The sequence below is a fragment of the Vibrio pectenicida genome, assembly GCA_024347015.1.
Classification (GTDB): domain Bacteria; phylum Pseudomonadota; class Gammaproteobacteria; order Enterobacterales; family Vibrionaceae; genus Vibrio; species Vibrio pectenicida.
Window position 1 is genome coordinate 1,954,336 of record AP024889.1, and the last position, 21,480, is coordinate 1,975,815.

Here is a 21,480-nt window from a genome sequence, read left to right on the forward strand (position 1 = left end):
AACATGAATCAAATAATCAATAAACTATATCAACAAGATTCTCTTACCCAAGAAGAAAGTCAGCAGCTTTTTGACGTGATTATTCGCGGCGAGCTAGACCCAATTTTGATGGCTTCAGCACTTACAGCTCTCAAACTTAAAGGTGAAACACCAGATGAGATTGCAGGGGCTGCTAAAGCACTACTTGCGAATGCGAATCCATTTCCTAGCCCTGATTATGACTTTGCAGACATTGTCGGTACTGGTGGTGATGGGCATAATACAATAAATATTTCAACAACGGCTGCATTTGTGGCGGCGGCTTGCGGCCTAAAAATCGCCAAACATGGTAACCGCGGTGTTTCAAGTAAGTCAGGGTCCTCAGATTTATTGGACTCATTCGGTATAGATCTCGCGATGGATGCCGATACTAGCCGTACTGCAATGGACAAGTTAGGCGTTACTTTTCTCTTCGCTCCCCAATATCACAGCGGGGTTCGACATGCGATGCCTGTCCGTCAAACGATGAAAACGCGAACTATATTCAATATTCTTGGTCCACTCATTAACCCGGCTCGACCAAATATCGAGCTTATGGGGGTTTACAGTGAAGAGCTCGTCAGACCCATTGCCGAAACTATGCTTAAAATGGGCATGAAGCGTGCTGCGGTTGTTCATGGTAGCGGTCTTGATGAAGTTGCTATTCATGGCGAGACCAAAGTAGCAGAGATTAAAGATGGAAACATCACAGAGTACACATTACACCCAGAGGATTTTGGCTTGGCTGCTCATCCACTTGAAGCAATCAAAGGTGGTACTCCAGAAGAAAACAAAGCGATCATTACCAATATCCTAACAGGTAAAGGCACAGACGCTCAGCTCGGTGCTGTGGCTGTCAATGTTGCTCTGCTGATGAAACTTTTTGATCGTGACGATCTCAAAGAAAATACCAAGCATGCCATTGATATTATGAATTCAGGCCAAGCTTTTGAACTAATAAAACAACTATCAGCACATACATAATTGCTCCCGAACAAGGTAAAAATACATGACTCAGGCACAAGATAAACTTTCCGAACACATTTCCGCTAAAGAAGCAAAAATGGCGGAAGTATTAGCAAAAATTGTACGTGACAAATACTTATGGCTAAAAGATCGCCAGTCATATCTACCTCTATCTGAGTTCAAAGATACGCTGACTCAGTCTGATCGCAGCTTCTATAAAGCTGTCGGTGGAAATAAAACAGCCTTCATTACTGAGTGTAAGAAAGCTTCGCCTTCCAAAGGACTGATTCGGGAAGATTTTGACCTTGACTACATTGCATCCGTATATAACAACCATGCTGATGCGATCTCGGTATTAACCGATGAAAAATATTTTCAAGGTAACTTTGAATTTTTACCACAAGTAAGGCGCCATGTAACTCAGCCTATTTTATGTAAAGACTTCATTGTAGATAGTTATCAAATTTATCTTGCTCGCCATTACTCAGCAGATGCGATTCTCCTCATGTTATCTGTACTTGATGACGATAAATACCAAGAACTCGCAACAGCGGCTCATTCACTTAATATGGGTATTTTAACCGAAGTCAGTAACGAGCAAGAACTACATCGTGCAGTGGCACTTGACGCCAAAGTTATTGGTATCAACAACCGTAATCTACGAGATTTAACGACCGATCTTAACCGCACTAAAGAACTGTCACCTCACATCCGTGAGCTGGCTCCACAAGCAACAATCATTTCAGAATCTGGCATAAATACACATCAGCAGGTTCGTGAGTTGTCTGAGTTTGCTGATGGGTTTCTGATTGGAAGCTCGTTAATGGCAGAAGACAACCTTGAGTTAGCTGTACGTAAAGTAATACTGGGCGAAAACAAAGTGTGTGGTCTCACTCAAGCAGATGACGCGGCAAAAGCGTACCAAGCTGGCGCTGTATTTGGTGGCCTTATTTTCGTTGCGAAGTCAAAACGTTGTGTTGATGTTGAATCTGCTCGTCTAACAATGTCAGGTGCTCCCCTTAAGTATGTCGGCGTATTTCAAAACCATGATGTCGAAACTGTCGCTGAAACGGCTAACCAACTTGGACTAAGTGCTGTCCAATTACACGGCGACGAAGATCAAAGCTATGTCAAATCTCTACATTCTCAATTAAGCGAAAGCGTTGAGATTTGGAAAGCATACGGAGTGAAGAACTCATTGCCAAGTCTACTCGGTGCACCAGTAGATCGCCATATCCTAGATACCAAAGTAGGGTCTCAAACAGGGGGGACTGGCTTAGTATTCGACTGGTCACTAATCGAAGACACCAAACAAGTTATGCTTGCTGGTGGTATTTCACCTTTTAACGCTCAAAAAGCTGCTCAACAAGGTTGTTTAGGACTAGATCTGAACTCAGGTGTTGAATTGTCTCCTGGTAAAAAAGATAGCCAAAAATTACAACAAGCATTCGACGCCATCCGTAACTACTGATAAACAAAATAACAGTAGAAGGCTTTAGATAAGAAGATGTTGGTGGAGCCTCAATGAACTACTCCACCTAGAATTAAAGGAATAAAACAATGGCAAAACTTGATGCCTACTTTGGCGAATATGGTGGTCAGTACGTGCCACAAATTCTCGTTCCAGCACTTGAACAGCTTGAGCAAGCTTTCATCGATGCTCAAGACGATCCCAATTTTCGTAGTGAGTTTATGGGCTTACTACAAGAATATGCTGGTCGCCCTACCGCTTTGACCCTAACACGCAATTTAACAAAAGGGACAAACACTAAACTTTACTTAAAGCGAGAAGATCTTCTCCATGGCGGTGCACACAAAACCAACCAAGTACTTGGCCAAGCATTGCTTGCTAAGCGTATGGGCAAAAACGAAATCATAGCCGAAACCGGAGCGGGCCAACATGGCGTAGCAGCTGCCCTAGCCTGCGCTTTATTAGGTTTGAAATGTCGAGTGTACATGGGCGCTAAAGACGTAGAGCGTCAAAGCCCTAATGTGTTTCGAATGAAGTTGATGGGGGCAGAAGTGATCCCTGTTCACTCAGGTTCGGCCACGCTAAAAGATGCTTGTAACGAAGCCCTTCGCGATTGGTCAGCAACCTATGAGCAAGCCCATTACCTACTGGGCACAGCGGCTGGACCACACCCATTTCCAACCATAGTGCGTGAATTTCAGCGTATGATTGGTGAAGAAACAAAGAACCAAATCTTAGCTCGTGAAGGACGCCTTCCAGATGCAATTATTGCCTGTGTCGGTGGAGGCTCTAATGCTATTGGTATGTTTGCAGACTTTATCGAGGAAGAAGATGTTCGTCTGATTGGGGTTGAACCTGCTGGTAAAGGCATTGACACCGACCAACATGGCGCTCCACTAAAACATGGCAAAACTGGCATCTTCTTTGGTATGAAAGCACCACTGATGCAAGATAGCAATGGCCAAGTCGAAGAGTCTTATTCTGTTTCTGCAGGCTTAGACTTCCCATCTGTAGGGCCGCAGCACGCGCATTTAAATGCGATTGGTCGCGCCGAATATGACAATGTTACCGATGATGAAGCCTTAGACGCCTTTCAGGAGTTAGCTCGCAGTGAAGGTATCATTCCAGCCCTTGAGTCTTCACACGCTCTTGCTCACGCCCTCCGTATGGCTCGTGATAACCCAGAGAAAGAACAGTTACTGGTTGTCAACCTATCAGGACGCGGAGACAAAGATATCTTCACCGTACATGCCATTCTAGAAGAAAAAGGGGTGATCTAATGAGCCGTTATGAATCTATGTTTGCACGCTTAAACGGGCAAAACCAAGGCGCATTTGTTCCTTTTGTCACCGTTTGCGACCCTAACCCAGATCAGTCCTTAAAAATAATGGAAACGCTAGTCGAAGCTGGTGCAGATGCGCTCGAGCTCGGTATTCCTTTTTCCGACCCATTGGCTGATGGTCCAACAATTCAAGGTGCCAATATCCGAGCTCTAGAAGCGGGGGCAACACCCAGCATCTGCTTTGAATTAATAGCAAAAATTCGGGAAAAACACCCTGAACTACCAATAGGCTTATTGATGTATGCTAACTTGGTCTACGCACGAGGTATTGATAGTTTTTATCAGAGCTGCTCAGACGCTGGTATTGATTCCGTGTTGATTGCAGATGCCCCAACAAATGAAAGTGCTGAGTTTGTGGCATCGGCAAAAAAACATGGCGTTGAACCTATTTTTATTGCGCCACCTACAGCATCCGACGATACATTAAAATCAGTAGCAGAATTAGGCGGCGGGTACACCTACCTTCTCTCTCGCTCTGGTGTTACAGGTGCAGAAACAAAAGCCAATATGCCAGTAAGTGACTTACTCGACAGGCTCAATCAATACGATGCCCCACCCGCCTTACTCGGCTTTGGTATCTCAACACCAGAGCAAGTAAAACAGGCTATTGATGCGGGTGCAGCAGGAGCGATTTCAGGGTCAGCGGTTGTTAAAATCATAGAAACACACACAGATGAACCAGAAGAAATGCTGGTGCAGCTATCTAAGTTTGTTTCACCGATGAAAGCGGCAACACAGAAGTAACTGATGTGTCTATGCACATAGTACAACATAACAAAAAAAGCTTGGCTTACAACAGCCAAGCTTTTTTGTTAAACATGACAAGACACTTTATAAGAAGTGGATAGTCGCATTAAGCGAAAAGTTGGTAATATCGTCTTCTTTCATGCCAAATACATTGTAACTTACACCAAATGAAATCGGGACAGGACCTGCAGCAAAATACTCGGCACCCACGCCGTAAGTCACGTCAATTTCATCTTCATCAAACCCACCATCTGCTTTCAAATTGTAAGAATGCAATCCAGCTTTTGCGTAGACATGCAGTGGACCAAAATCAATGCTTGGTTTTGCAGCAAAATAAATAGCACTGCCCGTTAGGTTGGTTTTGATACCGTTATAATCTACGCGATCAAACTTACCGAGGTCTTGATAGCCCGCTTCAAGACCAATGAAAGGTAGAATACCTGTCCCAACGTGAACATTATAAGATGTCGTTGACTCACCATTTAAGTCTGTTTGTCCAACGCTAGCCCCGCCGTAAATCAACGAGTCTGCCGATACAGTTGCTGAAGCACTAAGCAATGCCAGCGCGAGTAGTGATTTTTTCATATTTAGCCTTCTCTATTTTCCATGACAGAAACTGCTACGGCAATCCTCTGCCTATCCCAGTCAAAAAGTTTACTATTTTTTACAATAAAGCAAATTACGTACCCAAGGCGATTTTCCAACTTTAAACTATGCTAACAATCATCAATCGTGTTTTTGATTCTTTTATCCGAAACCGGATAAGGTGTACCCAACTGCTGAGCAAAATAGCTGACCCGCAGCTCTTCAAGCATCCACCGAACCTCTTTCACTTTCTCCGGAATCATTAACCCTTTAGGGATTTTATTCAGTAGCTCTTGATAATTGTTGGCAACAGATTCAATTTTAAGCATGTGCAGGCGATCCTTGTTAGGATCGATTGGCAATTTTTCCATTCGTTTTTCAATCGCTTGCAGATAACGAAGTATATCAGGTAAACGCTTCCAACCGCACTCTGTCGCAAAACCTTTGAAGATCAGTCCTTCAATTTGTGCTTTTATATCAGATAAGGCGAATGCCATAGAGAAATCAATCTTACCTTTCAATTTTTTGTTAATATTGAAGGCTGTCGTCAAAATTACTTCAACTTGTTTAGCAATCTCAACAACTGTGTCATCCAACTCAGCACGAACATGTTCTTTAAGTTGCTCGAACTCTTCTGGTTGCCAAACTAGCCCACCTTTTTCTTCAATTAACTTATCAACGCCACAAGCAATACAATCGTCAATGAGATCCAACACTTTGCCGTACGGATTAAAGTAAAGACCAAGTTTAGATTTATTCGGTAAATGGCCATGCAAATATTTAATCGGAGATGGAACATTAAGTAAAATCAGACGACGTTGTCCTGATTGCATAGCTAAATTCTGTTCATCTGCGGTTTCAAACAGCTTAATTTCAACACTATCTTTTGAATCGACAATTGCCGGATAAGCTTTAACCTCATAGCCACCACGTTTCTGTTGATAGACTTTAGGCAGCTCACCAAAGCTCCAGCTTTTTAGATCTCTCTGCTCTATGTCATCATCAGCGACCTTTGACAGTGTTTCCTGAACCTTATCTTTTAGACTCTCTTTCAAAAGATAGAGATCGCGATTTTCTTTTAACTTTCGGTTCCTATGGTCAACAGCACGGAACGTCACTTTAAGATGGTCAGGCAACTGTGCGAGATTCCAGTCTTGACGTAATACCTCAAAACCTGTCATACGACGAAGCTCTTTCTCTAACGAATCTAAAATTGAGCTTTCAACAGGCGTCGCACGAGCAAGAAATGCATCGGCATAATTTGGTGCAGGTACGAAGTTCTTACGAATTGTTTTTGGCAGTGACTTAATGAGACTCACCACCAGCTCATGCCTCAAACCTGGGATTTGCCAGTCAAAACCAAACGGCTCAACCTGATTGAGAACCGGCAGAGGAATATGAACCGTAACACCGTCATTATCTTCACCAGGCTCGAACTGATAGCTGAGTTTTAACTTTAAGCCGTTCTGATGCCAAAAATTGGGATAGTCCAAATCTGTAACATGGCTAGCATCCCCCTTAACAAGCATCTCTTTTTCAAAGTTGAGAAGCTCACTATTGTCCTGAGACGCATTCTTCCACCAAGAATCAAAGTGACTGCCGGATACAACCTCGGTTCCAATACGTTGATCGTAGAAGTCAAATAATTCATCATCATCGACCAAAATATCTCGACGACGCGATTTATGCTCAAGTTGTTCCACTTCCTGTAGTAGCTTACGATTTGTCTTAAAGAAAGCATGCTTAGTTTCCCACTCCCCCTCAACCAAAGCGCTACGAATAAATAACTCTCGGCTTACCGTGGCGTCGATATTTCCGTAGTTCACCAAGCGTTTAGGAACGATAGGTACTCCGTAGAGCATGACTTTTTCATGTGCCATCACAGCGGCGCGTTTCTTCGACCAATGAGGTTCGCTATAACTTCTTTTAATCAAATGCTTGGCAAGCGGTTCAACCCATTCAGGTTGGACCTTCGCAATAATCCTGCCCCATAATTTGGACGTCTCAACCAACTCAGCCGACACTATCCACTTGGGCTGCTTTTTGAACAAGCCTGAAGCTGGGAAAATATGGAAGCGAGCATTACGTGCACCCTGGTATTCATTCTTCTCTTGGTCCTTCACACCAATATGAGAAAGAAGCCCAACTAGAATGGCGCTATGTACTTTTTCATAGCTGCTAGGTTCATCATTAAGTTTGTATTCCATCTCACGCATCGATTGGTGGATCTGAAAGTACACATCCTGCCATTCTCGAACCCTGAGATAATTAAGAAAATCTTGCTTACACTGCTTACGGAATTGATTACCCGACAGAGCTTTTTGCTGCTTCTGAACATAGTCCCAAAGATTGACAAAGGTCAGGAAATCCGACTCTTCATGGACAAAGCGTTTGTGTTTATCATCAGAAGACTGCTGTTTATCGCTTGGTCTTTCTCTGGGGTCCTGAATCGACAAGGCAGAAACAATGATCATCACTTCTTTTAGCGCGCCATATTTTGGTGCTTCAAGCACCATACGCGCTAAACGAGGATCAATCGGCACACGAGCAAGCTGCCTACCCATAGGAGTAAGCGACTTCTTCGGATCCTTAGCATTCTCATTGATAGCACCCAGTTCTTCCAAAAGGCGTACACCATCTTGAATGTTGCGCTTATCCGGAGCTTCAACAAACGGAAAAGCTTGGATATCTCCAAGACCAAGTGCCGTCATCTGCAATATGACTGAAGCAAGATTGGTGCGCAGTATTTCAGGGTCGGTAAACTCTGGGCGTAACTCAAAATCTTGTTCTGAATACAAGCGAATACAAATGCCTTCCTCTACCCGGCCACAACGTCCTTTACGTTGATTTGCACTGGCCTGTGAAATAGGCTCAATAGGTAGTCTCTGTACCTTGGTACGGTAACTATAGCGGCTAATACGAGCGGTTCCGGGATCAATAACATATTTAATCCCCGGTACAGTCAAAGATGTTTCAGCTACATTTGTAGCAAGTACAATCCGGCGACCTGCATGTGGTTGAAAAATCTTGTTCTGCTCACCTGCTGAGAGTCGAGCATAAAGAGGAACTATTTCAGTACTCTTTAAATTTCTTTTACCAAGTGCATCAGCAGTATCGCGAATTTCACGCTCACCATTCATAAAAATGAGAATGTCGCCTAATCCTTCATCACACAGCTCATCAACCGCTTCAAAGATACCTTCTAGCTGGTCGCGTTCAACATCGTCCTCTCCATACAAAGGACGATAACGTGTTTCGACAGGGTAAGTACGCCCAGAAACTTCAATGATAGGGGCATCATTAAAGTGCTTAGAAAAACGCTGCGGATCGATTGTCGCAGAGGTGATAATAACTTTCAGTTCAGGGCGGCGCGGCAAAAGCTCTTTAAGATAACCCATAATAAAATCAATATTCAGGCTTCGTTCGTGCGCTTCATCGATAATGATGGTGTCATACTGACTTAAAAAACGATCATGCTGAATTTCAGCCAGCAAGATACCATCGGTCATCAACTTAATCTGTGTTTGATCAGAAATCTGGTCATTAAACCGAACTTTATAACCAACAAAGTCACCAAGTTTTGTCTCCATCTCTTCGGCAATACGGCTAGCAACCGATCGCGCTGCAAGACGTCTCGGTTGAGTATGCCCAATCAGGCCATACTGTCCACGACCAAGCTCTGCACAAATTTTAGGTAACTGGGTCGTTTTTCCTGAGCCCGTTTCTCCGGCAACAATAACCACCTGATTTGCTTCTATCGCTTGCGCAATATCACTTCTTTTTTGGCTAACAGGCAATATTTCGGGATAATCAATCGTCGGCTTGAAGTTGGTTCTTTGCTCAACTTCAAGCATAGATTTGGCAATATCTAGTGCGATTTCATCAAATACCGCATGGCGTGATTGCTCTTTTTTAATCTTATTTGCACCAGAGATACGCTTACTCAGACGAAACCTATCTTTAAACATGCAATGACTTAAAGCGTGACGCAAAGAAGATGCTGAATTTGCTTGGGCTTTAGACTCAGCATTGGGATGTGTTTTGGGCTGTGACGACGTCAAAGCATTACCTATTCTTTTTACTCCATAAAACTGCGAACATTGTATCACAACAGACAGTAAAAATATCTCTAATCCAATGACTTTAAAGAGGTTGAAATAATAACTTAAACTACTTTGAAACCAAGACTAAAATGAAACTAGGGCTAAAACTCGAACTGCAGGTAAAGTGTGTTGTAGTTACTCCCCCCTTTGATTCGGCCATATTGAGAGGCCTGCTCAAATATCGCGCTTCTGTGGTGTATTGAATAGCCAAACCACATATTGTTTAGCTCAGAATAGTCAAACAAATGTCCGATATTCACATCAATAGATAAATCTAGGTAGTTGAGAAGATTACTCGCATTGTACCCTTTCTCGTCCATTTCTGCTTGCTCGATATAAGTAATACTGTCGATAAAAGAAATGCCTTCTGCAAAGCCAACTCTCCATTCAAAAGGCCACTCTATCGTATAATATGCTTTAATTGCTGCCACATACTCCGTGCTAGCTGATTGCACTGCTGAAGACCAGTGATGTGCGATGCCAGGGGTAAAGTAAAGATCGATTGGTACCCCAAACAACTGGTCGGTGAGTGGGTAACCATAGAAAAATGATGTCATTTGATTGTTATAGCTATCTGACTCCACATCGAGCGTTAGAATGTCACCAATATTTGAAGGTGTCGCCCACCCATGGCCTATGCGTATATATCTTGCGTTCGTCAAATTTGAATCAGACGGATTAGATTTATCATTAAATAAACCAAAACCAACAAACACCTCGCCTTGATATCGATCTTCGACAGTTGAAGATCGATAAGCATTAGTATCTAGACGGCGCACACTGGTAGAACCGAGCAAATAAAGATTGGAATAGACATGATAACGAGCATCTAGACCAATTCTAAAGTCCATACCTGCTCCAATTTTTTCGTCTGCCGAATCTGAAAAGGTATAATAATGTGTATTAAAATCAGCATCCTTATACCTAAGTTCTGCAAAAGGGCTGAGTTGCCAATCTCCATGTTCATACTCACCTTCCAAACTCAAATTAGCATGAAATCGAAACTCATCGTCTGTCATTAGCTCGGTATTCACTTGCCACTCACCTGCTAAGGAATAACTCAGTTGACCCCCAAAATCGACGGTATCGCCTCCATTGGTATTTTGCGCGGAAGAGGGGATATCGACGAACCTCAATCGAGTCAATACGTTGAACTCCACACTATCATCTTGCGATTGGTAGAGGTGAAGCCCTCCTTCTAATCCATCAATAAATACCTGCTCATTTTCAAAGAACATCATGGGTACAAAAGTTCCGACAACCTGATCGTTGTCGGCAGTTTCAAATGGAATGGATGCAGTCCGATAAACCGCAGCTATTCCCCACGTTTGCTCTTGCGCTTTTGCAAAAAAAAAGCTGGTAGGAGTTGTTATTAACATCATCAGCACTGAATATGTCTGTATGCTGTTCATTTTTATGCCTAAAAATAGCAGGACACACAAAATTACACTTAACCGATAAAACTAAATGCGTTTTTACTTATCGCTAAGTGCAATTCACCGTTAATATAAGAGTATATGTTGACTTAATTTAAAAAAATCGTGAAAGCATCAGACTTAAAGAAAATATTCGACTCAATTGATGAAACTCAGGACCCTGAAATTGTAACCGGGGACATTTGGTTGCCAGAACGCTTGGTCAACACTCACCTCGACCAAGAAATGCTGTTCCTTGAATTCGATAATGCGCCTGAAGAAATGCAAGGGGACGAAGAAGGCCGTGGTTTTGTTGAACACGAGATAGAGATGATTCGCAAAAAGTTTGAGTTCATTCTCGATGAAAGTTCTGACACAAAAACCAAAGCTGATGCTATGCTGGCGTTATTTCTCATGGGTCATGAAATGTCGAGCTCAGAAATCATAGAGATATTAGAAGACCCAGAAGTACCAAAGGATCCAACAGATATTTAATGAAGATAGAACCTGAACTCCCTTTCCTATTAGCTGGCCCCATATTAAGAAAATCCTCTGCCAAGGAGTTGGTTTTCTGGTTAGTCACTAGCCGCCCACTTGAAGGGCAATTCTTCCTTAATCATGAGCCTGATCAAGGTATTATATTTGAGCAACTTCTTAATCAGTGTCATCAAGTCCAGGTTGGCACTCATTGCTACGTGACTTTGGCGCAATTCAAATATAATTTCCCGACAAACGTAGCACTGAGTTACGAATTCAATACCCAAGAAGGGCCACTTAGTCAACTATACCCGCACTTACTGCATGATGATGAAACTGCATTAACGTTTAAAATTTCAACCAAAGCTGATTATATTTTGCATGGCTCTTGCCGCAATCCTGATCATCCTAGTAAAGATGCTTTGGTGTCGATAGACACCAAGCTGGAAAAGCAACCGCTAAGTGAAAGACCTGACATGCTGGTGATGGGTGGAGATCAGATCTATGCTGACCACGTTTCAGGGCCTATGCTTGATGCTGTATTGCAAACAATAGATCTCTTAGGCTTACCTAACGAAACTTTTGCTGAAGGCCCTATAGCTTCATCTACAGACCTATATCAACATCCAGATTGCTTTTACGGCCGAGATAAAATATTACCTCATCACTTTGGTGAGGAAACATGGATAAGAAAATTATTACCCAAAAGACATATTCCGGTATTTAGTGCGCGTGAGAGTGAAAACCACCTCATCACCTTTGCAGAATATTTCGCGATGTATTTACTGGTTTGGTCACCAACACTTTGGCCATATTTAAATCGAACACGTCTCCAAGACAAAGGGTTTGCTCCCAATGGCAAGACAATCTCTGCCCGTTATCAGCAAAAATGGCAAGGAGAGAGCGAACGAATAGCAGGCTTTATTGAAGGCTTACCACAAGTTCAGCGGCTATTGGCTCATATTCCAACCTACATGATTTTCGACGATCATGACGTGACAGACGACTGGAACTTAACCATAGGTTGGGAAAAAGCGGCCTACACTAACCCCTTTTCGCATCAAATCATCGGTAATGCTTTAATTGCGTACTGGCTGTGCCAAGGCTGGGGAAATCAGCCAGATAACTTTAACCAAGAGTTTTTATCTCTTGCCTTGGGCTATTTCAAACAACCGAGTGAACAGCACCACCGCGACCTAATTCGTTATTTGTACAGTTTTGAACGTTGGCATTTTACTATTGATACCTCCCCTAAGGTCGTTGTGCTCGATACACGAACTCGGCGCTGGCGATCTGAATCTCGAATGAATAAGCCCTCTGGCTTAATGGACTGGGAAGCACTGATCGAGTTTCAACAAGAGTTGATGTATCAAGACAAAGTGATTGTCGTATCCCCTGCCCCCATGTTTGGTGTTAAGTTTATTGAAGCTCTACAAAAGGGCATGACAATGATGGGGCAACCTTTAGTCATCGATGCTGAAAACTGGATGGCCCATAGAGGAAGTGCTAACACCTTGCTGAGTATCTTCACACATACCAAAACGCCAAGTAATTTTGTCATACTCTCCGGTGATGTGCATTACTCTTTTGCCTATGATATTAAGCTGCGTTTTCGACGTTCTAGCCCAAATATTTATCAGATAACCTCTAGTGGTTTTAAAAACCAGTTTCCTGAACCTTTACTGGGCTATTGCGATCACTTAGATAGAGTACTTTACTCACCGGGCTCACCACTCAATTTTTTTACTAAACGTAAGCGACTCAAGGTTAAAAAGCGTCAACCAAGCACACAGAGTTCTCGTTATTTGGTTAATGCCAGTGCGGTTGGGGAGTTAAAGCTTGATGAACATGGTAAACCAAAACGCATCTCCATTTTGACTGGGGATGGAAAAGAAATCGACTTTCCTCCGCTCAATGAAACGTCATCTTTTTGTCAAAGTACTTGTGCTCGCCGAGAATAGTCACTATTTATAGAAATAACACAATATTTTGAGGTATATTACATGTTGAACTCTATATCGACTCTTTTTAAGCAGTTAGTCGAAGGCCACGATCTCGGCAAGCATGAAAGTACAAATCCAAACTTAGCGATAGCGTGCTTACTCTGCGAAGTCGCCAATGCAGATCATAAAACTAACGACGCTGAAAATCAGGCTCAGAATACACTCTTAGCACGACTGCTGAAGATAAACAGCGAAGAAGCGGCTGAGCTATTATCTCATGCCAAAACCAAAAGCCGTCAGTCTGCCTCTTTATATGAGTTTACTTCTCAACTTCGCGAATTAAGCCAAGATACGCGTTTTGACTTAGTTAAGTCTATGTGGGAAGTCGCTAATGCCGATGGTGAAATTGATCCACTAGAAGACGCTGTAATTCGAAAAACAGCAGAACTGATTTATGTTGATCATAGTGAGTTCATTCGCGCAAAACTCCAGGTTATAGAAGGTGATAATACTTAGTTCGAAGGCTAGGTATTATCACCAAATCACAATTTTATTATGTTATTGGCTGCATTCCTCGGATTGAGAGGGGCACTGAGTGTTATCAGGCTCAAGTAACATAAATCCATCCATTTCTGACGTTAACTCAAGATATTGATCTGGTTGATATTTCTTTAATAGTGCCAGAACAGCAGCCATACTTTCTTTGCTTACTTCTCCACTGATTAACCACGGCGTAAAGTGAGTTTGAAATGCTTTAATAATGTCTGTATGGTTTGAAGTCTGTGCTGGCTGATAACCATAAAACTCAAGCGCCTTATAGAAAATATCACTACTTAGTTCTTGCGACTCAAGCTTACTGTACTCTATTAAGTAATCGTCACTGTTATACCAGGCTCCATAGCCTTGACTATATACATACTGCCAAGGAAATTTAGGCCCAGGATCGCTTTTTCTTGTTGGTGCAATATCCTGATGAGCAACAATATTAACCGGGTTTATATTTGGATAAGCCTGATAAATCTTATCTAAAACTTTAATAAGGTTCACCACAAGAGCGGGTGGATAATCAGGATACAAGCAAGTCATTTTCTCAGCAGCGTAACCAATATTATCCACGTCATTACAATCTACTTCATACACTAACTCAATACCAATTGATGTATCATTAAGAGCACTTTTACCGCGCCAATAGCTTTTTCCTGCATGCCATGCTCGCTCGTTTAAGTCGGCAAGTTGGTAGACCTTTTCTTCCGTCACCACAAAATGCGCACTGACACTGGCTTCTGGAGTACTAAATAACTTTAGAGTTTTCGCTGTGTTCTCTTGGGTATAATGAATCACGACCGATTGAACTCTATCATTTTTGTTGGGAGTATCCATATTAATAAAAGACGAGCAAGCTGAGGTGCCCATTAATGCCACAGCTAAAAAAGAAGCCTTACCTATATTACTGATTGTTTTTTTCATCATTATCCATCTTTCTCATTAGCACCAGACAAAGCATTTTATTTCTCACCCTATCCGTTCCAAACGTAGTATTTCTTATAAACGATCGGCTTATCAAACTCTCTAAAAAGTATAAATATCATTAAATAAAACCACACACATTCTCTTAAAGATTAACTTTGCATTGAATCATAAGAAAAAACATCCCCTTACCTATTAAGTCTCTCTGGATCCTGTTACCTTTCAAGCAGTATAAACAATAAAAAGTAACCAATGGATAAGAAATCTCTGAATGTCGCAATCGTCGGAGCGGGTTTAAATGGCCTTGCCCTCGCACTATCTCTGCGCATGTTCGGCATCGAAGCGACCGTTTATGAAAAATCAAATAAGCCTCGGATTGATGGCACTGGCATCATTATGTGGCCGGAAGGAATGCAGGTCCTCGCCGCACTCACCGATGCCGCGAAAGTAAAAGCCATAGGTAACACAGTTGATCTCATCACCACAGCAACGTTTAATTCCGATATCTTGAACCAGCTTTCTATGCGCCAAACAGGTAGCAAAGTCAATGCGGATGTGGGTTTATTCCATCGTCGCGATCTCTACCAATTACTGCTTGACGCCTATGGGGCGGATAATATTATCACTAGCCAGCACTGCACCGTTGAAAGTGACACCATACTAATCAATGGTCAACCACTGGTTGCCGATGTCATTGTCGGTGTTGATGGTGTATTTTCTCAGGTAAGAACATATGTTGCTCCTGACGTCACTCTTCGCCAACCCAACGTTTATTGCTGCCGCGGCATGGTTGACTACCACAACCCAGCCTTGAGCGATGACGAATGCTATGTTTTTGCTGGCATGCAGTCACGCATTGTGACCTACACCTATAACCGAGAGACCCAAGGAAAATATTGGTTTGCAGCCTGTAAAGTAGAATCAGGTGAGACATTAGATAAGCAAAAAATACTCGACCAGTTTGCCCATTACTCCCCTTACTTGCTGGAGATGATTAAGCAAACACCAGAGGAGCAAATTTTACCATCTTCACTGGTTGATATTGCACCATTTGAACAATGGTCACGTGATAATGTAGTCCTACTTGGCGATGCCTGCTGCGCGGTTCTCCCAACGATGGGGATTGGTTTTAGCCTTGGTATCGAAAATGCGTTCATCCTTGCCCAGAGCCTGGCTTCAAACTTCTTCGATATTCCTCAAGCATTAGTACGCTACCAACATAGAGCCCAGCAACGCGCCCATGAATTACAAAACATCACCCATCGCTTGAGTGAGCTGACCTATACAGAGGCATTTAACCCAGCAGAAGTTGCCCAGTTGTACCATCAGTTTACTGAAGTTAACAGCCGTTCACCGTTTTAGAATAACCACAGCACACTGGGCCCAGTTGATACGTTCACACACTCTGTGTGCTTGGTTTTCTTCATCTACGACAGCTTCTTTGCTTGTCAAACACAGAAGCTCATAGCCCAGAAAAAATTATTTATGAAAAACCAATAGGCTAAAAACTTATGATGATATTCATGTCAATTATATCTTTTCTTTCAATGCTGTTAATGGGATATTTTTTGCGGATTTTATTCCCATTGCTCAAAGATAAACATCAAGAAAAACTGCAAAATTATTTAGAAATTTTGTCTCTATTAAATGCGGGTGAGGTTAAAAAAGCCTCTGATTATGCTGCTTTAACCGCCTCTCATGATATCTACCAAGCAATAAAATCCATGGAACATGATAAAGCCTTAAACCATACGGACATTGTTGCCATGATGCGAAAAGAACTTAGAATAAAGTAAGAGAGCTGTGTTCTGCTCAACTCGCAAAGTCATATATCCACAAATGGTGCTTTTTGCCACTTGTAGCCTAACTTCCTCTTTGCCTAGTGATATAGTAGTTAGTCTATTCAACGGTAAGGAAAAAGATAAATGGATAAGTTTCTAAAACGACTGACCACAGCACCTAATGACGTTATGTTTGAGCAGTCAATACAATTGATAGACGAGCATTTTGACTTTCACCCAGTTAACTTTGTAAACGGAGTAACTCAAAATCAAGCAGGAAAAAACAATGGCTCTTGTAAGATTTTTGCTTTCGCGCAAATGCAAGGTTTGGATGAGTCATCAACCTTAGCTTGCTTCGGCCAGTTCTATCGTGATGATGTTTTAAATAATCCAAATGGTTGCGATCACGCTAACATCCGTAATTTTATCCAACACGGCTGGGCAGGTATTCACTTTGACGGTGTTGCATTAACTGAAAAGTGAACAATTGAATATAAAGCCAATAATGACTAGCATACAGTACGAGCATACTCGAAGAATATAAACTAAGGCTAACTCGAACGCCCATTTCTGGGCGCTCATCTTCAACTAGCACAATGTAAAACATACCATGACAGGCACTTCAGTCCGATTAAGTTGCAAAAATATAAAACTAAGTGATTATAAAAACGCCAATAAATATGCAGTCAGATGCCTTTTTTTTATTGAGAAAATTGATCAAGAACATGGAATACGCTAAAACAAGGGCAGGACAGAAAAGAAAGCTGAAAGTGCTTGTCCTTTTCAGTGTTATTTTTTAAGCATTTGAAAATATAGGTATCGTATTGATGATCATGTCATCAATACGATACCGTCACTTTACATTTGCCACTCACTGCTGATATTCAAATTCAGGCACTGAAATTTCTACACGACGATTTTTGGCTCGACCTTCTAGTGTATCATTACTAGCTATAGGTCCACTTTCACCTTTACCTGTAGCCGTCAATCTGTCTGGGCTAATACCGCGATCAGTCAGGACTTTAGCAACAGCTTTAGCACGCTTCTCAGATAATACTTGGTTGGAACTTTCTGCTCCGGATGAGTCTGTATAACCCGTTATGTTGACTTGAGCCTGTGGATATTTTTCGAGAAATTCTACAAGTTCATCAAGCTGACTCAAACTCTCTGACTTTAGCTGACTACTACTGGACTCAAAAGTATTACTCAATAACGTGGCTTGAAAGGTTTTGGTTGGAAGTGGTGTGGCAAGAGTGTTTTTCTCAACTTCCTCCTTATATTCACTAGCGGCAGCTTCCTGCTTATTCCCTCCAAAACGGTAAGAAAACCCGATATAGGCAGTATTAGCCTTTGCCCGAACAATGTCATTGTTAATATCCGTCAATGATTGATATTCTACTCTTATAGAACCGTTTTCTATTACATCAAACTCTAAACCTAGCGCGCCCAAAAAAGACTCATCACTTTTATCACCGTAATTAACATAAGCCCCACCAAGCTTTCCATAGACATTGACCGCATCATTAATACCAAAAGTAAGCTTGGGTGCTAAGGTAAAAGCATCAATACTATCATCTGATAAACCTGCGCCCGTAAACTTCCCAAGGTAGTCATAACCCGCTTCTATCGCTAAAAAGTTATTAAATGTATAACCTCCATATATGCCCACAGATCCTGACTTATCGTCATCACATAGGTATCCAACCTGACATTCATCATCAATCCAAGTATATCCAACTTTTGCCCCCACATAGGGCAAAGCATTTACGGTATTGCTCAAGACAATAAGTGACGTTGAAATTGTCACTGCGAGTTTTCTCATGTTCATTCCTTTTATCTTTCATTTCAAAAAATAGGCAACGACATAATAGTAACTTAATTGCATAAAATAAACTGATTACATCGAAGTAAGAGTGACTTGGAGAAATTTATATCTAAATTTTGTTTGAACTAGCAAAGATTTAAACATTCAACAGGATAGTTTTTCGTACTTTAGGTATGTCTCCTCTCTTATTTCTCGACCTTGACACTGAACCACATTTCTAAGCGATTCCTACCTAAGTCTCAATCTATAAGAGTGCTGGCGTTTGCACGGATGTGTTGTACATAATTCAGCGCTATTTCGTTTAATTGGACGTATTCGACACGCCTGTGTTGGACAACCACTCAATAACGTATCCCAATACTTATAGGAAACTCAAATATTTTTATAGATGGAATTTCGTTATAATAGTCAGTAATTTATATTGTTTATAGAAGAATTATGTCTTTTCTCTGGATAGCTTTTACCGTGCTTGCCGCCTTCAGCCAATCTTGGCGTAATGCCTTTCAAAGCCAACTAAGTGGCACAATGAGTGTGGCAGGCGTCACACTCGCTCGTTTTATTTGGGCAGGCCCCATCGCCGCTCTATATCTTTATGTACTCTATCAGTGGCAGCCCGTCAAAACCCCGGACTTTTCCGGTGTGTTTACTGTATACATTATTGCAGCGGCCATTATGCAGATCATTGCGACCGGATTGATGGTCGTTTTATTTAAGCGGGAAAACTACGCAATCGGGGCGGGACTTGCGAAATGTGAAGCGCCCGTTTCAGCGGTTCTTGCTGTGTTGTTTTTTGGCTCAGTCTTGTCTGCGACGGGTTGGATAGGTGTGCTTATTGGGACATTGGGCGTGCTAGTCATGAGCAGTTCTGCTGGTTGGCGAAGCCTATCTCCCACGATTTTTTTCTTAGGCATGGCCTGCAGTACCGCATTTGCGTTGACCTCTCTTTGGGTACGTGAAGCCAGCTTGAATATAGGGCTGCCTTTTCCTCACAGTGCTGCTTGGGTGTTATTCTTAGTCATCACACTTCAGACATTGATTATCTCTGTCTTTATTTTCTTTCGAGAGCGAAACACATTTCGACAAATGTTAAGCAAATCGAAACTGGTGATCATGACCAGCCTATCGAGTGTGATTGGTTCTCTTGGCTGGTTTAGCGCTATGTCACTTCAAGCTGTACCTTACGTCAAAACATTAGGTCAGATAGAAGTCGTCTTTATGATTTTGATATCGTATTTCTGGTTAGGCCAAAAGCTTGCTCGTAAAGATATTGCTGCACTTATCTTACTTTCAATTGCTGCCATCCTCGTCGTGTGGCAATAGGTTGAAGCGCTGTTCGGGAGCGGTTTTCGCCTGCCTTGGTGTAATTAATTCAGGACATACAGCAGATTAATTCGAGGTGACTATACATGTCCTTTAAATTACTGTTAGGTAAGCCAGTCCCTTTATTTGTTCTAGCATTCAACTATATAAGTTCGAACTCGGAACATGGGGTACCTTGGTGGTATTTCATTTGCCAACCTTGCCCAGTAAATACCCAGATAGAAGAACGCTTTGAAAAAGTGTTGATTTCACCCGTATCTGAAACCCAAGCGGATTTATACAAAAGTAACTGAACAGAAGGAGCTAGCTGGATACAATCGTATCCCTGTGAGTGAATATACCCCAAAGATGGCTTTTCACTTTGCATTATTTCTACAATAGAAGCATAATTAAAACTGCGCCCAGAACGACCGACTTCATTAAAACTCGGATGAAGTAACCTTGCTACTTCATCAAGGTTTTGCCTAGTTTCGTATTGGTGTAAAGCGATTTCCTGTTCAATGAGAACGTCCATAATTGCTCCAATATATAACGCCTTGCTATGAGTGTTTTTTAACGTACTTTGTCATAGCTATCTCTGAAACTGATAGACCATCGATTCTATATTGATCTTTGAACTCCCCCACGAAGCTGAACCCTGTTTTAAGGTAGAGATTCTTTGCTGGAATATTGCCTGACAACACACAAAGATCAAGCCAATCAATTTCTACTTTTTCTTGGCAGAAATCTATAACGACATCAATGAGTCTTTGACCAAGGCCTTGCTTACGACAAGAAGCATCTACGCCCATACCAAGTAAAACTCTGTGAGAACGGCTTTCAACATTGTGGTGACGAAGATCAATATGACCTTTGATATTGCCAAATTTATTTTTAACGACCCAAAGTTTCCTCCGAACTGATGAGCAAACCCTTGGATAAATTTTTCTTTTGTTGGCTCTGGAATTTTTTTTGCTCTCTGGACATCGGCTGGAAAAAAGGAATTTCTCCATTGCCATTTTCAGACAGCTGATTTTCAAGATAAATAAAGAATGGTTCTAAATCCGTTTTTCCGCTTCTACTACTTCCATTTATTACTCTGTACCCGATGAGTTACTTATTATTGATTTGATTGCTGGCAGTGATACCAGCAATCGTTAAATGCCACGTTTTTCAGAACAAACGTGGCTCAGGTATTAACGACGGCGAGATGAACGCTCTTTGTGCGACGATGCTGCTTTTGCTTGTGATGCTAAAATTGAGTCCACCGTCAATACCATTGGTTCTTTGGGTTTAAGATCATGTGGAAAAGTTCGCGCTCGGGGCGGTAAGTCAAACTCTTCACTAGAGGCGCGAGGCATGCGCTTAAAGCGATATAGGTAAAAATTCTCGAGCTTTTCTCTCGCCCAATCAGTCTTTTTGAGATACTTAACGCTGCTCGCTACCGATGGGTTGATATGAAAACAGTTAAAACGCATGGCCGTATCGAGAATGTCCCAGCCATAAAAATCGACCAGCTCTTGGATCATGGTGTCTAACTTAAGACCGTGCAAAGGATTATTTTGCTGTAATTCAATTCTTTCTTCATCCGTCATCATAACGAGTTTCCAAATATCTAACGAACCGAGGTCCTGGCTGGTGTGGTTTACGCTCTCAATAAGGCGATATATTGCGTTATCAAGAAAGCAAAGCCGCGGATTCTAGCAGAGTTCTCCTTCTTTCCCTAATTTGAGTCACCTTTGAGGTAAAATAAAGGAGGTAAAACAAAGCCAAGCCAGCATAACAATGAATGTTAGTTTCATTAGCTTCAGAGATCATACAAAGCATATGATGCCCCCAAAAATATCATCACCTTCCATAGGCCTGTATAACCATTTATTCCCTTGTGCTTTACATCTATTCCTATTTATTAAGTAACTATTTTGTAATTTTTAGCTTTGCACACGATTTTTGTGGTATTGTAGCCGGCCTTTTTTTGATGTACCTCACACTTTTAGTTCTGTGTAAATTTATGCATCAGCCATCATTACCCAAAATAGTG

Annotated in this window: 18 protein-coding genes and 1 pseudogene; 11 read left to right on the forward strand and 8 right to left on the reverse strand. The window is 41.9% G+C overall.

Going from position 1 to position 21,480, the window contains the following annotated elements:
- Positions 1-3: 3 nt before the first annotated feature.
- The 4 genes from trpD to trpA all read left to right on the forward strand — a co-directional run bounded on the left by trpD (position 4) and on the right by trpA (position 4,541).
- On the forward strand, positions 4-1,002 hold the full coding sequence (gene trpD, locus OCV27_RS09110; RefSeq protein ID WP_125321968.1) for an anthranilate phosphoribosyltransferase: 999 nt from the start codon (positions 4-6) through the stop codon (positions 1,000-1,002).
- A 25-nt stretch (positions 1,003-1,027) separates the two neighbouring features.
- Complete coding sequence (trpCF, locus tag OCV27_RS09115; RefSeq protein WP_125321966.1) at positions 1,028-2,455, forward strand: bifunctional indole-3-glycerol-phosphate synthase TrpC/phosphoribosylanthranilate isomerase TrpF; 1,428 nt, start codon at positions 1,028-1,030, stop codon at positions 2,453-2,455.
- Between the two features lie 89 nt (positions 2,456-2,544).
- Positions 2,545-3,735 (forward strand): tryptophan synthase subunit beta, encoded by a 1,191-nt coding sequence (gene trpB / locus OCV27_RS09120; RefSeq protein WP_125321964.1) that lies wholly within the window; start codon positions 2,545-2,547, stop codon positions 3,733-3,735.
- Entirely contained in the window at positions 3,735-4,541 is an 807-nt protein-coding gene (gene trpA / locus OCV27_RS09125; RefSeq protein WP_125321962.1) for a tryptophan synthase subunit alpha, read from the forward strand. Before trpB ends, trpA begins: the two co-directional genes overlap by 1 nt.
- Positions 4,542-4,628: 87 nt before the next feature.
- On the opposite strand, the gene OCV27_RS09130 is transcribed toward trpA, so the two are convergent.
- The 3 genes from OCV27_RS09130 to OCV27_RS09140 form a co-directional block, all read right to left on the reverse strand.
- A complete protein-coding gene (locus tag OCV27_RS09130) occupies positions 4,629-5,129 on the reverse strand; it encodes an outer membrane beta-barrel protein (protein ID WP_125321960.1) in 501 nt (166 codons plus the stop codon).
- Positions 5,130-5,260: 131 nt separating this feature from the next.
- Positions 5,261-9,190, reverse strand: a complete 3,930-nt coding sequence (gene hrpA / locus OCV27_RS09135; protein WP_125321958.1) for an ATP-dependent RNA helicase HrpA — start codon at positions 9,188-9,190, stop codon at positions 5,261-5,263.
- A gap of 143 nt (positions 9,191-9,333) precedes the next feature.
- A complete protein-coding gene (locus tag OCV27_RS09140; RefSeq protein ID WP_125321994.1) occupies positions 9,334-10,611 on the reverse strand; it encodes a MipA/OmpV family protein in 1,278 nt (425 codons plus the stop codon).
- Between the two features lie 162 nt (positions 10,612-10,773).
- Here OCV27_RS09140 and OCV27_RS09145 point away from each other — a divergent pair, with 162 nt between their 5' ends.
- The 3 genes from OCV27_RS09145 to OCV27_RS09155 are packed head-to-tail and all read left to right on the forward strand — an operon-like array spanning position 10,774 to position 13,583.
- On the forward strand, positions 10,774-11,142 hold the full coding sequence (locus OCV27_RS09145; protein ID WP_125321956.1) for a VC1380 family protein: 369 nt from the start codon (positions 10,774-10,776) through the stop codon (positions 11,140-11,142).
- Entirely contained in the window at positions 11,142-13,085 is a 1,944-nt protein-coding gene (locus OCV27_RS09150; RefSeq protein ID WP_125321954.1) for an alkaline phosphatase D family protein, read from the forward strand. Before OCV27_RS09145 ends, OCV27_RS09150 begins: the two co-directional genes overlap by 1 nt.
- Positions 13,086-13,127: 42 nt before the next feature.
- Positions 13,128-13,583: a tellurite resistance TerB family protein gene (locus OCV27_RS09155; protein ID WP_125321952.1), complete on the forward strand. Its 456-nt coding sequence runs from the start codon at positions 13,128-13,130 to the stop codon at positions 13,581-13,583.
- A 42-nt stretch (positions 13,584-13,625) separates the two neighbouring features.
- On the opposite strand, the gene OCV27_RS09160 is transcribed toward OCV27_RS09155, so the two are convergent.
- Positions 13,626-14,537 carry an N-acetylmuramoyl-L-alanine amidase gene (locus tag OCV27_RS09160; protein WP_125321951.1) on the reverse strand — a complete coding sequence of 304 codons (912 nt, stop codon included), beginning with the start codon at positions 14,535-14,537 and terminating at the stop codon, positions 13,626-13,628.
- A gap of 249 nt (positions 14,538-14,786) precedes the next feature.
- On the opposite strand from OCV27_RS09160, the gene OCV27_RS09165 reads away from it, so the two are divergent.
- The 3 genes from OCV27_RS09165 to OCV27_RS09175 all read left to right on the forward strand — a co-directional run bounded on the left by OCV27_RS09165 (position 14,787) and on the right by OCV27_RS09175 (position 16,798).
- Positions 14,787-15,896: an FAD-dependent monooxygenase gene (locus OCV27_RS09165; RefSeq protein WP_125321949.1), complete on the forward strand. Its 1,110-nt coding sequence runs from the start codon at positions 14,787-14,789 to the stop codon at positions 15,894-15,896.
- A 161-nt stretch (positions 15,897-16,057) separates the two neighbouring features.
- The gene (locus tag OCV27_RS09170; protein WP_337969047.1) at positions 16,058-16,330 is read left to right on the forward strand and encodes a hypothetical protein; all 273 of its coding nucleotides are present in this window, start codon (positions 16,058-16,060) and stop codon (positions 16,328-16,330) included.
- Between the two features lie 129 nt (positions 16,331-16,459).
- Positions 16,460-16,798, forward strand: coding sequence for a HopJ type III effector protein (locus OCV27_RS09175; RefSeq protein ID WP_125322688.1), 339 nt, complete (start codon positions 16,460-16,462; stop codon positions 16,796-16,798).
- 388 nt (positions 16,799-17,186) lie between these two features.
- Here the strand turns inward: OCV27_RS09175 and OCV27_RS09180 are convergent, their stop codons facing one another.
- The gene (locus OCV27_RS09180) at positions 17,187-18,137 is read right to left on the reverse strand and encodes an OmpA family protein (protein WP_125322689.1); all 951 of its coding nucleotides are present in this window, start codon (positions 18,135-18,137) and stop codon (positions 17,187-17,189) included.
- Positions 18,138-18,578: 441 nt separating this feature from the next.
- Between OCV27_RS09180 and OCV27_RS09185 the strand changes: the two genes are divergently transcribed.
- The gene (locus tag OCV27_RS09185) at positions 18,579-19,460 is read left to right on the forward strand and encodes a DMT family transporter (RefSeq protein ID WP_125322690.1); all 882 of its coding nucleotides are present in this window, start codon (positions 18,579-18,581) and stop codon (positions 19,458-19,460) included.
- A 142-nt stretch (positions 19,461-19,602) separates the two neighbouring features.
- On the opposite strand, the gene OCV27_RS09190 is transcribed toward OCV27_RS09185, so the two are convergent.
- The 3 genes and pseudogenes from OCV27_RS09190 to OCV27_RS09200 form a co-directional block, all read right to left on the reverse strand.
- On the reverse strand, positions 19,603-19,974 hold the full coding sequence (locus OCV27_RS09190) for a nuclear transport factor 2 family protein (RefSeq protein ID WP_125322691.1): 372 nt from the start codon (positions 19,972-19,974) through the stop codon (positions 19,603-19,605).
- Positions 19,975-19,999: 25 nt separating this feature from the next.
- Positions 20,000-20,530, reverse strand: a pseudogene (locus OCV27_RS09195) (GNAT family N-acetyltransferase).
- Between the two features lie 105 nt (positions 20,531-20,635).
- On the reverse strand, positions 20,636-21,037 hold the full coding sequence (locus tag OCV27_RS09200; RefSeq protein WP_125322692.1) for a VF530 family protein: 402 nt from the start codon (positions 21,035-21,037) through the stop codon (positions 20,636-20,638).
- Between the last annotated feature and the right edge of the window lie 443 nt (positions 21,038-21,480).

Excerpts from the sequence above, each read along its gene's own strand:
- trpD (WP_125321968.1), top strand. The coding sequence starts at position 4 with ATGAATCAAATAATCAATAAACTATATCAACAAGATTCTCTTACCCAA.
- trpCF (WP_125321966.1), top strand. The coding sequence starts at position 1,028 with ATGACTCAGGCACAAGATAAACTTTCCGAACACATTTCCGCTAAAGAA.
- trpB (WP_125321964.1), top strand. The coding sequence starts at position 2,545 with ATGGCAAAACTTGATGCCTACTTTGGCGAATATGGTGGTCAGTACGTG.
- trpA (WP_125321962.1), top strand. The coding sequence starts at position 3,735 with ATGAGCCGTTATGAATCTATGTTTGCACGCTTAAACGGGCAAAACCAA.
- OCV27_RS09130 (WP_125321960.1), bottom strand. The coding sequence starts at position 5,129 with ATGAAAAAATCACTACTCGCGCTGGCATTGCTTAGTGCTTCAGCAACT.
- OCV27_RS09140 (WP_125321994.1), bottom strand. The coding sequence starts at position 10,611 with ATGTTAATAACAACTCCTACCAGCTTTTTTTTTGCAAAAGCGCAAGAG.
- OCV27_RS09150 (WP_125321954.1), top strand. The coding sequence starts at position 11,142 with ATGAAGATAGAACCTGAACTCCCTTTCCTATTAGCTGGCCCCATATTA.
- OCV27_RS09155 (WP_125321952.1), top strand. The coding sequence starts at position 13,128 with ATGTTGAACTCTATATCGACTCTTTTTAAGCAGTTAGTCGAAGGCCAC.
- OCV27_RS09160 (WP_125321951.1), bottom strand. The coding sequence starts at position 14,537 with ATGATGAAAAAAACAATCAGTAATATAGGTAAGGCTTCTTTTTTAGCT.
- OCV27_RS09165 (WP_125321949.1), top strand. The coding sequence starts at position 14,787 with ATGGATAAGAAATCTCTGAATGTCGCAATCGTCGGAGCGGGTTTAAAT.
- OCV27_RS09170 (WP_337969047.1), top strand. The coding sequence starts at position 16,058 with ATGTCAATTATATCTTTTCTTTCAATGCTGTTAATGGGATATTTTTTG.
- OCV27_RS09175 (WP_125322688.1), top strand. The coding sequence starts at position 16,460 with ATGGATAAGTTTCTAAAACGACTGACCACAGCACCTAATGACGTTATG.
- OCV27_RS09180 (WP_125322689.1), bottom strand. The coding sequence starts at position 18,137 with ATGAGAAAACTCGCAGTGACAATTTCAACGTCACTTATTGTCTTGAGC.
- OCV27_RS09185 (WP_125322690.1), top strand. The coding sequence starts at position 18,579 with ATGTCTTTTCTCTGGATAGCTTTTACCGTGCTTGCCGCCTTCAGCCAA.
- OCV27_RS09190 (WP_125322691.1), bottom strand. The coding sequence starts at position 19,974 with ATGGACGTTCTCATTGAACAGGAAATCGCTTTACACCAATACGAAACT.
- OCV27_RS09200 (WP_125322692.1), bottom strand. The coding sequence starts at position 21,037 with ATGATGACGGATGAAGAAAGAATTGAATTACAGCAAAATAATCCTTTG.